Here is a 14,087-nt window from a genome sequence, read left to right on the forward strand (position 1 = left end):
GCGGAGCCGTCCCCGACCCGCCCTTCCTCCGTTCCCCGGGCCCTGCCCGGACCCGCGCCTCGAACGCCGGCGGGGCCGGATGTGCCCGGGCGCGCCGGGCGCCGGGGGTCAGCCGTACATGTCCAGGAGTTGCTCCGCCGAGAGTTCGGTGACCGACTCCGCCGTGGCGCCGGGGAGCGGGAGTTCGAACCAGACCGTTTTGCCGCGGTGGGTGCGGCGGGTGCCCCAGCCGGCGGAGAGGAGCCCGACCAGCTGCAGCCCGCGCCCGCCCTCATCCGTGTCACGGGCGCGCCTGCGCCGCGGCTGGACCAGGTTCGCGTCCCACACCTCGCACACCAGGGTGCGGTCCAGCAGCAGCCGCAGCCTGATCTCCCCCTCCCCGTACCGCAGGGCGTTCGTCACCAGCTCGCTGACCAGCAGTTCCGTCGTGTCCAGCAGCCCCTCCAGGCCCCACGCCGGCAGCTTGGCCCGTGCCAGCTCCCGCGCCCGGCCCACCGAGCGGGCCTCGCGCGGCAGCTGCCAGTCGCCGACGGCGTCCACTGGCAGGCCCTGGACCCGCGCCATCAGCAGCGCGATGTCGTCTTCCCCGTGCCGGGTGTCCAGGGTGTTCAGTACGTGGTCGCAGACGTCCTCCAGCGGCCGGACCGGGTCCGCGAGGGCCTCGCGGAGACCGCGCAGACCCTCCTCCAGCGGGTGGTCGCGGGACTCCACCAGCCCGTCGGTGTAGAGGGCGAGCAGCGCCCCCTCCGGCAGTTCCACCTCGACCTCTTCGAACGGCTCCCCGCCCACCCCCAGCGGCATCCCGGGCGGCACCTCCAGCAGCAGTGCGGGCCGCGGGGCGCCGCCCTCCTCCGGGGGTTCCACCAGCACCGGCGGCATGTGGCCGGCGTTGGCGATCGTGCAGCGCCGGGTCACCGGGTCGTAGACGGCGTACACGCAGGTGGCGAGGTACACCTCCGAGCGGTCCGCGTCCCGCGAGTGCAGGGCGGCCCGGGAGGCCTGCTGGGAGCCGCCGGGGGCGCCGAGCCCGCGGGCGATCTCGTCCAGTGCCGACAGCACCTCCGCCGGTTCGAGGTCCAGCAGCGCGAGGGTCCGTACCGCGGTCCGCAGTTCGCCCATCGCGACGGCGGCCCGCAGCCCGCGCCCCATCACGTCGCCGACGACCAGCGCCGTACGGTGCCCGGGCAGCTCGATGACGTCGAACCAGTCCCCGCCGACCTCGGTGGCCGCGTTGCCCGGCAGGTAGCGGCAGGCGATGTCCAGGCCGGCGGCCTCGGGATCCCCGGGCGGCAGCAGGCTGCGCTGGAGGATCAGCGCCCGCTCGTGCTCGCGCCGGTACAGCCGGGCGTTGTCGATGCAGACGGCGGCCCGCGCGGCCAGCTCGACCGCGACGGCCCGGTCCCGTTCGCCGAAGGGCTCGCTGCCCTTCGTACGGGAGAACTGGGCGAGCCCGACCACCGTGTCGTGGGCGACCATCGGTACGACCAGCGTGGACTGGACGAGCCCGTCCGGTCCGCCGCCCTCGATCAGCCGCGGGCGCGCCGTCCGCAGCGCGAGCGCACCGGGCGACGCCGCCGGGTAGCGGTGGATGTCCCCCACGGAGACCGGGGCGCCCGTCCCCGACAGGGGGGCGTCCGAGACGGCCGAGGCGAAGGCGACCCTGCGCAGGGGCGCGGACGGGGCCCGTCCGGCGCCCTGCCCGGGCAGGGAGGGGACCCCGGGGCCCTGCGGCCGGGCGGGCCGGTCGTCGTCGCCGAGCAGCAGGCCCTGGTAGAGGTCGACGGCGGCCAGGTCGCAGAAGCCCGGGACGGTGACGTCGAGGAGTTCGCGGGCGGTGGTCTCCAGGTCCAGGGAGTTGCCGATGCGGTGCCCGGCCTCGTTGAGCAGGGCGAGGTTGCGGCGGACTCCGGCGGCCTCGCGGGCGGCGAGGTGGCGGCGGGTGACGTCGGTGCCGATGCCGGCGATGCCCACGGGGCGGCCGGTGCCGCCGTGCACGCGGTAGAGGTTGATGGACCAGTGCCGGTCCTCCCGGCTGCCGGGGGCGGCTCCGGTGATCCTCAGGTCGGTGACCGAGTCCCCGGTCTCCAGCACGCGGCGCAGGGCCTCGGCCATCCGGTCGGCCTCGTGCGGCGGCAGGTAGTCGTGGACCGTACGGCCCCGGTGCTCTTCGGCGGATCCGCCGAAGACGGTGGCGAAGCGGCGGTTGGCCCGCTGCACGGTGAGGTCGGTACCGAAGAGCAGGAAGCCGAAAGGGGATTGGCCGAATATGGCCTGCGAGGCCGCCAGATCGGATTCGATCTGCCGCAGGGCGCGGACGTCGACGACGACGCACAGCGCGGCCCGCTCGCCGGTTTCGGTCTGGGTGGGCATCACATAGATCTCGGCCACGCCGTGCGCGCCGTTGCCGCCCGGGATCCGGAAGGGGATCAGGCCCGTCCATTCCTTGCCGTCGAGAATCTCGGAGACCCTGCGGTGGGCGTCGGCACGCAGCTCGGACGGCATGAAGGCCTCGACCGGATCGCGCCCCACCGCCTGTGCGGCCGTCAGCCCGAAGAGGTCCTCGGCGCGCAGACTCCACTGGTCGATGAGCCCGTCGGGCCCGATCGAAAACGACGCGACCTTTATGTAGTCATATATCGAGCCAGGCGGACTGCTGTGCCACAGGGAGTCGTGCCATGTCTCCCGAGGCACGTCGGCCTGATGTGCCTGCGCAGGTATCTCGCTCACGCGACCGTCCCCTCCAGCTCACCGCAACCGGACCGGCCATGACCGCAGTATTCAGCACACGGCCCCTGACGGCACGGCGTTCACGATCACAAAAAGGTCCCGTTAGTTTTTAGCCACCTCGTGCGACGGACGGCCACCCTTCCCCTTGTTACTCACCAGGAAGTGCCAACTCGAACCACACAGTCTTGCCCGACTTCCCGTGCCGGGTCCCCCAGCGCTGCGAGGAGACGGCGACGAGGTGCAGTCCGCGGCCGCCCTCGTCGCTGGGCTTCGCGATGCGCTCGCGGGGCGGATCCGGAAGCGGATCGGAAACTTCCACGAGCAGCGCGGGGCCGCCCGCCCGGTCGTCGGCGGCTGGATTCCGCCGTTCCATCCGCACCCCGATGGGGCCGGACGCGTAGCGCAGGGAGTTGGTGACGAGCTCGCTGACCAGCAGGACGGTCACATCGCCGACGGCCTCCAGGCCCCAGGCCCTGAGGGTGCCGCGCACGGCGTGTCGGGCGGTGCGGACGGCACCGGGTTCGGCGGGGAAGGCCCACTCGGCGCATTCACCGTCTGTGTCGATCACGCCGATCACTTCCCGGGCCAGCAGCGACCCCAGTCCGGTTCGTCTGCAACGAAAGGGGGACGAGATAGGGATTAATAGCGACATACCCGATATTCGAGGCGGCGTACCACTCGGTCCCCCACGCACCGGCGCACTGTGGCGCAGACGGCCTACAGCATGAGCGTCACGCGCCCCCGGCGCCGACGCCGTCGGCCGCACCGGCTGCTTCGGATGCTTCCACTTCGCCCGCTTTGGCTTCGGCTGCTTTGACTTCGACTGCTTCGCCTTCGCCCGCTTCGGCGGCGCGCAGCCGGCGGCCGGCCTCGGCGACCGCGGGCCGGTCCTGGTCCAGCCAGTCCACGGACTCCAGGTCCTCGGGCGCGAGCCAGCGCAGCTCGTCGTGGTCCTCCAGCGGCGCGGGCACCCCGGACAGCAGCCGGGCGGTCCACACGTGCAGCACGAGACCGGGCTTCAGGGGCCACTCCCCCGGGATCCGCTCCAGCGGCTCGGTCTCGACGCCGAGCTCCTCGCGCAGTTCGCGCACCAGCGCCTCGGGGACGGATTCACCCGGCTCGGCCTTGCCGCCCGGCAGCTCCCAGCGTCCGGCCAGCTCAGGGGGTGCGCTGCGGCGGGCGGCCAGCAGGCGCCCCTCATGACAAAGGGCTCCGCCCACGACCACTCGTACCGTCATGGGCGGAGCCTATGGCAAGGCTGATGCTCAGTTCATCGTGGCGGTCTGACCGATCCGCTCGACCCAGTACAGCTGCTTGTGTCCTCTGTCGCCGAGGCTGTCGACGACCTTCTGGGCCTCGGCCCGGGTGGCGTACCGGCCCACCCGGTAGCGGTTGCCGTTGTCGTCCTGACGTATGACCAGCCACGGGAGCAGGGCACCGCTGTCGTTCATCGCGTTTCACCCTCCGCCGATGTACCTGCCCGGGAAACCGCATTGCGCATATGCCCGAGCTTACGCCCGACCTTTACACAGCGGATACGGTTTTTCACGAAGAGGTACCTAGGGGGCGTACGCATCCGGCCACGTGTACGAGTGGGCCGTGCGCGCCGGTTCGCACCCGGCGCACGGAGGCCCTCCGGGCCGGGCGGCAAAGGTCTCCGCAGGTCGCGTCGGGGGAGGGGACGAGCCCGGTGGCGACGACGGCGGAGGGGCCCTCGGCGCGGTCACCGAACGGCCCGAAGAAAGGCGAGGATCGAAACGGCGGGGGCGATCACCATCACGCCGAAACCTGCCGGGTGACGTCCCGTCAACTCGCGCGGCGGCAGCGGAAGGCGGCCTCGCCGACGCGTGCGGCGCGGGGCGGAGCCCCGGCAACGGCGCGGCACCCGCCGGCTCCCCGCCCGGCCGGCGCGGGCCTCACCGCACCCGACTGCAGCCCCGCCGGCGTTTGAGGCGCGGGGCGCGGGGCGGAGCCCCGGCAACGGCGCGGCACCCGCCGACTCCCCGCCCGGCCGGCGCGGGCGCTACCGGACCGGCAAGTGGTACGAGAGCCGGTACCGGTCGGCCGGGATCACCACGTCCGCCGTTTCCACGGCCCGGTCGGAGGCGAAGTACGTACGGCCGATCACCAGCACCACGTGGCCCGGCACGCCGCCCAGCAGCAGGATCTCCTCCGCAAGCCCCGGCCGTGCGCCGACCTCCTCCACCATGTTGTCCACGACGACGTCGATCGCGGCCATCCGGTCGACCACCCCCGAGCCGCCCAGCGGCCCCTCCTCCGGCAGCATCACCGGCGTCCGGCCCGTCACGGCCAGCGGCTCCCAGGAAGTGGAGAGCATCATCGCCTCCCCCGCGTCCCGGAAGACATACCGGGTCCGCATCACCCGCTCCCCCGGCGCGATGCCCAGCCGCTTCGCGATCTCCGCGGGCGCGCCCGTCTGTTCGCTGCTGGACTCCCACGTGCCGCGCGCGCCGGAGTCCGCCTGCTCCTGCCGGAACGGCGTCGACGTGCCGCCGGTGCGGTAGCCGGAGCGGGCGACCCGCCGCGGCACCGGCTGTTCGCGTACGTACGTACCCGATCCGGACCGGCCCTCGACCAGCCCCTCCGCCATGAGGACCTTGCGCGCCTCCAGCGCCACGGTGTCGGAGACCCCGTACTCCTCGCGGATGCGGGCCTGCGAGGGGAGCCGGGCGTGCGGGGGCAGAGAACCGTCGACGATCTTCCGTCGGAGATCCCCGGCCACACGCAGGTAGGCCGGCTGCTCACCGAAAGTCACTGGCCACTCCCATCAGGTTGACAGACAGCAACACCCTGGCAACCGACGGTTGTACGACGCAAGCAAGGGCCAGAGTTTCACCCGAAGTGATGAAGCCAGGTCACTCAAACCCATTACCGGGCGTTACCCCGACGACGTCACGCGGCCTCCGTGGAGGGGGCGCGCCCCGGCCCACCGCCCGGTCCGCCGCCGGGCCCGCCCGGCCCCTCCTCCAGCCAGTCCGGAACCGTCGTCGCCAGCCCGTAGGCACCGCGCAGCGACTTCTCCGTCTCCAGGGACATCGCGCCCATGGCCAGGTCCCACTGCTTGTCGAACTCCCCCGCCGTCCGGGCCTGCGAGGCCTTCGCCCACAGCTTGCGCGCCGCTTCGATCTCCTTGAGCGTGGCCCGCGCGGCCGCGTCCAGGCCGGGCCGGCCCTTGTGCGCCTCCAGCACCTCCGCCTCGGCGCCCAGCGCTCCGTGCACCTTCAGCGCCCACGCCCGGTGCTCCGGCAGCGCGTCCTCGACGTCCGCGTCCGGTGAGCGGCCCACGAGGAACTCCACCGCGTTCGCCGCCTTCAGGAACTCCACCTGTGCGGGCGTCAGCTCCGCCTCGCCCCGGCGCAGGCTGCCGCGCTGCTCGTGCTCCGTCGTCGCGATCACGCACAGCAGGTGCCGGTCGCCCAGCCGCCAGCTCTCCCGGGAGGGCGCGAAGTAGAACATCTCTGCGGTGGCGGGCAGCGCCCAGGTGTCCATCGCGTAGTCGTCCTGGGCCTTCCAGCAGGTGTCCTCGGTGGCGCGGTCCGCCGCCTCCGTGCCGGGGGCTTCCTTCGGGGCCGCCGCCAGGGTGACCTCGCCGTGGTGCGGCTGCGCACAGTCGATCTTGTAGGTCAGGGGCCGGTCCTCCATCATGTCCCCGCCCGGCACGTTGAAGCAGTCACCCCCGCGCAGGTCCTCCATGTCCGTCAGCACGCCCTCGGCGTCGGTCAGCTCGGCGATCCGGTCGAAGCGTTCGCCCAGCGCCCTCGCGACCGGGCCCGCGGTCAGGGCCACCACGCCGGTCATCACCACGGACACCGCCAGGCCCACGATCGCCAGCGCCTTGCCCCGCTGCCGCTTCCTCGGGATCTGCACGAGGGCCACGATCCCGAAGACGACGCCCAGCGGCGGAAGGCACAGCAGGCCGACGAGGAGCGAGGCGAGCGCGAAGCCGTTGAGCGCCGGCGGCTGCTGCCCGTAACCGGGCGGCGGCGCCCACGGGTTCTGCGGGGCGGGCGGGGGCCAGGAGTGGCCCGGTCCGGTGGGAGGACTCGGCGGGGTGGTCACGGGGCGGGGGACTCCATCACAGGGGGCGCGAACGAATGCGCGAATAGTACGCAGCGGGGGCGACCGCCCTGTCGGTCGCCCCCGCCCGTTGATCGCGGCTCAGCCGTGCGCGCGGCGATGCCGCTCACCCTGCGCCGGTGGCTCGCTTCCCGGTCTCAGAACTGCAGCGCCCAGGAGTCGATCTTGCCGGTGTCGATGTTCGCGTTGTCGTTCACCCGGAGCTTCCACACCCCGTTGGCGACCTCGGCGGAGGCGTTCACCGTGAAGGTCTTGATGATGTTGTCGGCGCTTCCGCCGGCACGGTTGTGCAGGGTGTAGACGGTGCCGTCGGGCGCGACGAGGTCGACCTTCAGGTCACCGATGTACGTGTGCTTGATGTCGACCGGGACGCTCAGCGTCGCCGGGGCGTTGCCGGAGATCCCGCTGACGGTGATCGGGGATTCGACGGTGGAGTTGTCGTTGATCGCGTAGTCCGCCGTGTTCTCGAAGCGGGTGCCCGGGTTCGGCGGGGTGGTGCCGCCGCCCACGTAGAGGAGGCGGTTGGGGGAGCCGCTGCCGGGGCCGGTCACCACGTTCGGGGTGGCCGCGTTCACCAGGCCGTCGCGGACCTGGGCCGGGGTGCTCGACGGGTTCTGCGACAGGTACAGCGCCGCCGCGCCCACGACGTGCGGCGTGGCCATCGAGGTGCCGGAGATGGTGTTGGTGGCGGTGTCGCCCGTCCCCCACGAGGAGGTGATGGAGGAGCCCGGCGCGAAGATGTCGAGGATCGTGCCGTAGTTGGAGTAGCTGGCCTTCGCGTCGGTGCTGGTCGTCGCGCCGACCGTGATGGCCTCGGCGACGCGCGCCGGGGACTTGGTGGAGGCGTCGGTGGACTCGTTGCCCGCGGCGACGCCGTAGGTGATGCCGGAGGCTATGGAGTTGCGTACGGCCGTGTCGAGCGCGGAGTCCGCGCCGCCGCCGAGCGACATGTTGGCCACGGCCGGCTTGACCGCGTTGCGCGTCACCCAGTCGATGCCCGCGACGACCTGGGCGGTCGTGCCGGAGCCGTTGTTGTCGAGCACCCGGACGCCGACGATCCTGGCCTTCTTGGCCACGCCGTACGAGCCGCCCGCGACGGTGCCGGCGACGTGCGTGCCGTGGCCGTGGCCGTCCTGGGCGGTGTTGTCGTTGTCGATGGCGTCGTAGCCGTCGGAGGCGCGGCCGCCGAAGTCCTGGTGCGTCTTGCGGACGCCGGTGTCGATGATGTAGGCGGTGACGCCCTCGCCGGCCTTGTCGGGATAGGTGTAGCTCTGGTCCAGCGGGAGCGCGCGCTGGTCGATGCGGTCCAGGCCCCAGGACGGCGGGCTGGGCTGCGTCCCGTCGGCGGCGTCGACGGTGAAGACCCGGTTCTGCACGACGGACTTGACCGCCGGGTCGGCGGCGAGCTTTCTGGCCTGCGCCTCGGAGACCTCGACGGAGTAGCCGTTGAGGGCGGCGCTGTAGACCCGGTCGATCTTCGCGCCGTACCGCTTGGCGAGGGCCTTGCCGCTGTCGGCGGTGGAGCGGGCGGCGGAGTCGTTCAAAGTCACGATGTAGCTGCCGGCGACGGTTCCGGGGGCGCCGGCGTTCTCGATGACGCCCTGCGCGCCGCTGTCGGCCGCCGAGGCGGGTAACGCGGCGGCCGCGCCGAGCGCGAGGGCCGCGACGGCGGTCGCGCTGATGCCGGCGATCTTCCGGCGGGTGTGACGCATCACGGACATGTGGGGGGTCCTCCTCGTAGGTGGTGCGCTGCGGGGATTGAGCGGGGCGGGCGGGCGCCCCTGCACAGGCGTTCAGGGAGCGTCCAGACCTGCGGTTAGGCATGTGCATGTCAAAGCAAATGGCCCAACAGGCCGCCGCCTCCGAAAGGTTGACCCACGGTCGGCGCCTGCCACAAGAGGACGGCCGACGCGTAACATCCGTGCCATACCCCGGCCATGATTGAGCAAAGGCGCTCCGCACATGTCGCACGCACTCCCCGGTTACGTCTGCCCAGAGGACGACACGCGCGCGGACGCCCGGACGGCCCCCTGGTGCTGCCCGCTGTGCGGCGGCCCGTGGGCCCTCGATTTCACGCCGGATCCGGCCGCGGCACTGGAACCGGCCGCCGGCCCGAACTCGCTGTGGCGGTACGCGGCCGCACTGCCGCTGCCGGGGGCGTTCTCCGTCTCCCTGGCGGAGGGGCACACTCCGCTGGTACCGCTGGCGGAGCGGGTTCACGCCAAACTCGACTTCCTGATGCCGACGCTGTCCTTCAAGGACCGGGGCGCGGTGATGCTCGCGGAGGTGGCCAGGCGGCTGGCTCCGACGCGGGTGGTGGCGGACAGCAGCGGCAACGCGGGGACATCGGTCGCGGCCTACTGCGCGCGGGCCGGGCTGGATTGTGAAGTTTTCGTGCCCGAGGGCACCTCGGAGAAGAAGACCGGGCGGATGCGGGCGCACGGGGCGGTCGTACGGGTGGTCACGGGCGGCCGCGAGGCCGCGGCGGAGGCGGCTCGGGGGGCCGCCGACGAGCCGGGGGTCTTCTACGCGAGCCACGTCTTCAACCCGTACTTCCTGCACGGGACGAAGACGTACGTGTACGAGGTGTGGGAGGAACTCGGCGGCCGGCTGCCGGAGGTCCTGGTCGTCCCGGTGGGCAACGGCACCCTGCTGCTCGGCGCGGCCCTGGCGGTGGAGGAGCTGGGCCGGCGCGGAGTCCGGCCGCCGGCGCTGATCGCGGTCCAGGCGGAGGCGGTGGCACCGCTGGCGGCCGCCTTCGCCGCGGGTGCCGAGGAGGCCGGTCCGGTGCCGCCGCTCCCCACCGTGGCGGAGGGGATCGCGATCCCGGCGCCGCCGCGGGCGCGGCAGATCCTGGCGGCGGTCCGGAAGTCGGGCGGCACCTTCCTCACCGTCCCGGACGACCGGATCCGCGAGGCGCAGCGGGACCTGGCCCGGCGGGGCCTGCTCGTCGAACCGACGGCCGCGGCGTGCTGGGCGGCGGTCGGGCCCTCCGCCCCCACCGACCCCTTGCAGGGACGCACGGCCGTCCTGCCCCTCTGCGGGGCGGGCGCCGCAGCGGGCCTGGCCTGACACACCCGCCCGGTCCGCTGCGCGGGAGCCCCTCCCCGGTCCGCTGCGCGGAGCCCGTCCCCGCCCCGCCCTTCCTCCGTTCCCCGGGCTCCGCCCGGACCCGCGCCTCAAACGCCGGCGAGGCTGGATCTCCCCCCGGCAGCACCACGGCGGGCCGGGCGGGGCCCTGCACGGCAGCCTGACCTACGTGTCGGAAAACCGCGCGACCCGGGGCCCGCCGTCTGCTGAACTGGGCCCATGACCACCACCCTTGACCTCCCCACCCTGGCCCGCGCCTTCGCCAGCCTGCACAGCCCCGCCGCCCCGCTCCCCCTCGCCAACGCCTGGGACGTCGCCGGCGCCCGTATCGTCGAGGCCGCCGGCGCCCCCGCCGTCGCCACGACCAGCGCCGGCGTCGCCTGGTCGCTCGGCTCGCCCGACGGGGACGCCCTCGCCCGTGACCGGGCCCTCGACCTCGTCGCCCGCGTGGCCGCCGCCGTCTCCGTGCCCGTCACCGCCGACATCGAGGGCGGCTTCGGCGCCGACCCTGCCGGCGTCGCGGAGACCGTCACGGGCGTGCTGGCCGCCGGCGCGGTCGGCATCAACATCGAGGACGGCGGCCGCGCCCCCGCCGAGCACGCCGAGCGCCTGGCCGCCGCCCGCGCCGCGGCGACGGCCGTCGGGGTGCCGCTGTTCATCAACGCCCGCGTCGACACGTACCTGCGCGGCCTCGGCGATCCCGCCACCCGCCTGGACGAGACCCTCGACCGCGCCGCCGCCTACCTCCGCGCCGGCGCCACCGGCGTCTTCGTGCCCGGGGTCACCGACCCCGCCACCATCGCCGAGCTCGCCAAGGGCATCGACGCCCCGCTCAACATCCTCGTCGGCCCCGGCGCCCCCACCGTCGCCGAGCTCGGCGCCCTCGGCGTCGCCCGCGTCAGCCTCGGCTCCTGGGTCGCCGAAGCCGCGTACGCCGTGGTCCGTCGCGCCACCGAGGAGCTGCTCTCCGGCGGCACCTACGGGTCCCTCGCGGACGCCCTCCCGTACGGCGAGCTGAACAGCCTGCTCAAGGGCTGAGCCGGCGACCACCCTAGGATCCGAACATGCGCACATCAGCACCCGCCGGGAGCAGGACCACTCCGGCGGTCTGGACCGCCCTCGGCCTCGTCTACGTCGTCTGGGGTTCGACCTACCTCGGCATCCGGATCGTCGTCGAGACCATGCCGCCCTTCCTCTCCGCCGGAATCCGCTTCATCATCGCCGGCCTGGTCCTGGCGGCCGCCGTCGCCTGGCGTTACGGCCCGGCCGCGCTCAAGGCCACGCGTGCGCAGCTCGGTTCGGCGGCCCTGGTCGGAGTGCTGCTGATCCTCGGCGGCAACGGCCTGGTCGTCCTCGCCGAGACCTCCGTGCCGTCCGGGCTCGCCGCGCTGCTGGTCGCCGCGGTGCCGATGTGGGTGGTGGTGCTGCGCACCGCCACCGGCGACCGGCCGCCGCGGCGCACCCTGGGCGGGGTGCTGGTGGGCCTGGCCGGGCTCGCGGTGCTGACCAGCCCGGGGCTCAGCGGTGACGTGCGGCTGTCGGGGGTGCTGCTGGTGGTGGGGGCCTCGGTGCTGTGGTCTCTGGGCTCGTTCTCGGCGTCGAGGCTGGACCTGCCGGGCAATCCGTTCACCGGGAGCGTGTACCAGATGCTCGCGGGCGGGGTCGGGGGCGTGCTCGTCGGCCTGCTGCGCGGCGAGCACCGCGGCCTGGATCCGGCGGCCTTCTCCACCGCCTCCTGGCTGGCACTCGGCTACCTGGTGCTCTTCGGCTCGCTCGTCGGTTTCACGGCGTACGTGTGGCTGCTGCAGGCGGCGCCGCTGTCGCTGGTGTCCACGTACGCCTACGTCAATCCGGTCGTGGCGGTGGCGCTCGGCGCCCTCATCCTCGACGAGGCCCTGACCTGGCCGATCCTGCTCGGCGGGGCGATCGTGGTGGCGGCGGTGGGCGTGATCGTCAGTACGGAGCGCAGGAAGCAAGGGCCACGGAACGGCGGACCCGAACCCGCGGACGAGAAGCGGCGGGCAGGCCGGGGCAGGCAGGAAGCGGCAGGCCGGGAAGCACGGGGCTAGGCGGTGTCCTGCGGATCAGGCTGGATGAAGGATCGGCTCCGGACGCCGCGAGCCGGCCTGATCCGTAAAGGCACCCCCTAACCCCGCGCCGCACGCTCGTACAGCGCCTTCGCCCGCTCGTCGAAGACCGCGGCCGTGGAGTCCACGTCCGTGTCCCCGCCGCTCAGCACCCCGATCAGCCGCCCGGGCCGGCCGGCCCCGCCCCGGTCGGCGATCCAGGGGCTGCCGCTGGTGCCCGTCCAGAAGCCGGCGCAGCTGATGTAGAGCATGTCGGGGTCATCGTCGTCGTGGCGGGTCTGCGTCGTGCAGGAGACGGGCTTGTTCTGGGGGTTGTGCTCGGACTCCGGGTAGCCGACGACGGTCACGTCCCGTTCGTACCCGGAGGTCCAGTCCGGTGCGGGGGTCTCGGCCCGGCCGCCCACGGCCTCCTGGACGCTGCGCCCCTCGGAGTCGGGGGCGATGGTGAGGAAGGCGAAGTCGGCGGTGTCGTCGCCCCACCTCGTCCAGCGGTCGTCGACGTGGATCGAGCGGACCTTCCAGACCCCGAGGGGCTGGGTGCCGGAGCCCTCGCCCGAGAAGGCGGGGGCGAACGACAGCTCGCCGATGGCCAGGCCGTCGTGGGCGACCTCGCCCGGCTCCCCGTCCTCTCCGGCGGGGGCCACGCAGTGCGCCGCGGTGGCGACGACATTGCCCTCGGGGCTGTCGACGACGCTCGCCGTGCACCAGTGCTCCCCGTTGGCCATGAGCACGCCGACGGTGGGGAAGGGGTGCACCGGCCGGTCGCCCGGCGCCTCGATGAACGCGACGGCGCACATCGCCGCGATCCCCGCGACGGCGGCCACCGACGCCCCCTTCACCACCCTGCTCATCGCACGGCGGGATCGGGGGTCGGCGGCGACATCACCTTGCTGATCCACTCGAGAGCGCCCTCCCGCATCCCGCGTACGTACGACTTCCCGTTGTGCTCACCATCCTGGATCACCTGCAGCCTGGTGTGCACGGGACCTTTCCCGTACTCCTTCATGAACTGCTCGGCCTTGTCGCGGCCGCCCTCCTTGGTGCCGATCTGGAAGTTGATGTAGACGTCCGGACCGCCCTCCTCGATCAGCTTCGCGGCGAGCTTCTCGGGGTTGTTCTCGTCCATGGCCTGCGTGTTCCCGTTCCAGAGCGGGGAGTCGGGGACGATGTCGACCCCGCTGGCGATGGCGGCCTTGAAGCGGTCGGGGTACTTGAGGACGTGCTTGAAGGCGCCGAATCCACCCGCCGAAGAGCCCATGAAGGCCCACCCGTCGCGGGAGGTGAAGGTCCGGAAATTGGCCTTCGCGAAATCCGGGACGTCATCGGCCATCCAGGTGCCCATCTTGGGCTGGCCGGGGATGTCGGAGGCGTCGAAGTGGTGCCGGGTGTCGGCGTTGTGCACCGGCATGATCAGGATGAAGGGCAGGCTGGTACCGGCCTTCGCCCCGTCGCTGACGGCCTTCTGGAGGCCGAGGCCGGGGCCCGTTCCCCAGTAGTTCGTGGGGTAGCCGCGGCCGCCGGGCAGGGAGATCAGGACCGGGAAGGCGCTCTTGGCGTACCTCGGCTCGTCGTACTCCTTGGGCACCCACACCCATACGTCGCCCGTGAATCCGGACTTCTTGCCGGTCAGGGTGGTCTTGGCGATCTGCGTGCCGTCCGGCAGCCGGCTGGTGCGGACGAACTCGGCCTTCGGGCCGGTGGGCATCATCACGCCCGGCCGGACGTCGGAGGCCTTGGAGGCCTTCTCCTGGACCTTCTCGAAGGAGACGGGCTCCCCCGTGTCCGAGAAGAGCCCGTACTTGTACGCTGCCGCCCCGCCACCCGCCGCGAGGGCAAGCGCGAGCCCACCGCCGATCAGCGTCCTGCGCAGGCGCTTGGGGCGACGGCCGCCCTTGGTCATGGGGCTGCCGTCGCCCTGCTGGTCATGCTGCACGGAATTGTCCCGTTCCTTTTCCGGCGCTCGCTGTGGAGCGCGGGCCGGACCGATCGGTCCCCCTTACACCCTTTACAGAGGTATGAACGACGGGATGGGTTGCCTGGGACGGGGGTGACGTGGCGAGTGCCACGCGGCGCACGGGCGCGGGC

At 73.0% G+C, this 14,087-nt stretch carries 12 protein-coding genes; 3 read left to right on the forward strand and 9 right to left on the reverse strand.

What is annotated here, in order from left to right:
* Positions 1–108 precede the first annotated feature (108 nt).
* The 7 genes from ACIP5M_RS20155 to ACIP5M_RS20185 all read right to left on the reverse strand — a co-directional run bounded on the left by ACIP5M_RS20155 (position 109) and on the right by ACIP5M_RS20185 (position 8,546).
* Positions 109–2,718: a SpoIIE family protein phosphatase gene (locus ACIP5M_RS20155; protein ID WP_401199082.1), complete on the reverse strand. Its 2,610-nt coding sequence runs from the start codon at positions 2,716–2,718 to the stop codon at positions 109–111.
* Positions 2,719–2,875: 157 nt separating this feature from the next.
* Positions 2,876–3,304: an ATP-binding protein gene (locus tag ACIP5M_RS20160; RefSeq protein WP_401198808.1), complete on the reverse strand. Its 429-nt coding sequence runs from the start codon at positions 3,302–3,304 to the stop codon at positions 2,876–2,878.
* 154 nt (positions 3,305–3,458) lie between these two features.
* Positions 3,459–3,965, reverse strand: coding sequence for a (deoxy)nucleoside triphosphate pyrophosphohydrolase (locus ACIP5M_RS20165; protein ID WP_401198810.1), 507 nt, complete (start codon positions 3,963–3,965; stop codon positions 3,459–3,461).
* 27 nt (positions 3,966–3,992) lie between these two features.
* Positions 3,993–4,178, reverse strand: coding sequence for an SPOR domain-containing protein (locus ACIP5M_RS20170; RefSeq protein WP_401198812.1), 186 nt, complete (start codon positions 4,176–4,178; stop codon positions 3,993–3,995).
* A 572-nt stretch (positions 4,179–4,750) separates the two neighbouring features.
* Positions 4,751–5,503: a GntR family transcriptional regulator gene (locus tag ACIP5M_RS20175; RefSeq protein ID WP_401198814.1), complete on the reverse strand. Its 753-nt coding sequence runs from the start codon at positions 5,501–5,503 to the stop codon at positions 4,751–4,753.
* Positions 5,504–5,640: 137 nt separating this feature from the next.
* Positions 5,641–6,807, reverse strand: coding sequence for a DUF4190 domain-containing protein (locus ACIP5M_RS20180; protein WP_401198816.1), 1,167 nt, complete (start codon positions 6,805–6,807; stop codon positions 5,641–5,643).
* A 155-nt stretch (positions 6,808–6,962) separates the two neighbouring features.
* Positions 6,963–8,546 carry a S8 family peptidase gene (locus ACIP5M_RS20185; RefSeq protein ID WP_401198818.1) on the reverse strand — a complete coding sequence of 528 codons (1,584 nt, stop codon included), beginning with the start codon at positions 8,544–8,546 and terminating at the stop codon, positions 6,963–6,965.
* A 241-nt stretch (positions 8,547–8,787) separates the two neighbouring features.
* On the opposite strand from ACIP5M_RS20185, the gene ACIP5M_RS20190 reads away from it, so the two are divergent.
* The 3 genes from ACIP5M_RS20190 to ACIP5M_RS20200 all read left to right on the forward strand — a co-directional run bounded on the left by ACIP5M_RS20190 (position 8,788) and on the right by ACIP5M_RS20200 (position 11,984).
* Entirely contained in the window at positions 8,788–9,897 is a 1,110-nt protein-coding gene (locus ACIP5M_RS20190) for a pyridoxal-phosphate dependent enzyme (protein ID WP_401198820.1), read from the forward strand.
* Between the two features lie 237 nt (positions 9,898–10,134).
* Positions 10,135–10,953 carry an isocitrate lyase/phosphoenolpyruvate mutase family protein gene (locus ACIP5M_RS20195; RefSeq protein WP_401198822.1) on the forward strand — a complete coding sequence of 273 codons (819 nt, stop codon included), beginning with the start codon at positions 10,135–10,137 and terminating at the stop codon, positions 10,951–10,953.
* Positions 10,954–10,979: 26 nt separating this feature from the next.
* Positions 10,980–11,984, forward strand: coding sequence for an EamA family transporter (locus ACIP5M_RS20200; RefSeq protein ID WP_401198824.1), 1,005 nt, complete (start codon positions 10,980–10,982; stop codon positions 11,982–11,984).
* Positions 11,985–12,061: 77 nt separating this feature from the next.
* Here ACIP5M_RS20200 and ACIP5M_RS20205 read toward each other — a convergent pair whose 3' ends face one another.
* Positions 12,062–12,853, reverse strand: coding sequence for a trypsin-like serine peptidase (locus ACIP5M_RS20205; RefSeq protein ID WP_401198826.1), 792 nt, complete (start codon positions 12,851–12,853; stop codon positions 12,062–12,064).
* Positions 12,850–13,935 (reverse strand): alpha/beta hydrolase, encoded by a 1,086-nt coding sequence (locus ACIP5M_RS20210; RefSeq protein WP_401198828.1) that lies wholly within the window; start codon positions 13,933–13,935, stop codon positions 12,850–12,852. Before ACIP5M_RS20210 ends, ACIP5M_RS20205 begins: the two co-directional genes overlap by 4 nt.
* Positions 13,936–14,087 lie beyond the last annotated feature (152 nt).

This window comes from Streptomyces sp. NPDC088762, assembly GCF_044750905.1.
GTDB lineage: Bacteria > Actinomycetota > Actinomycetes > Streptomycetales > Streptomycetaceae > Streptomyces.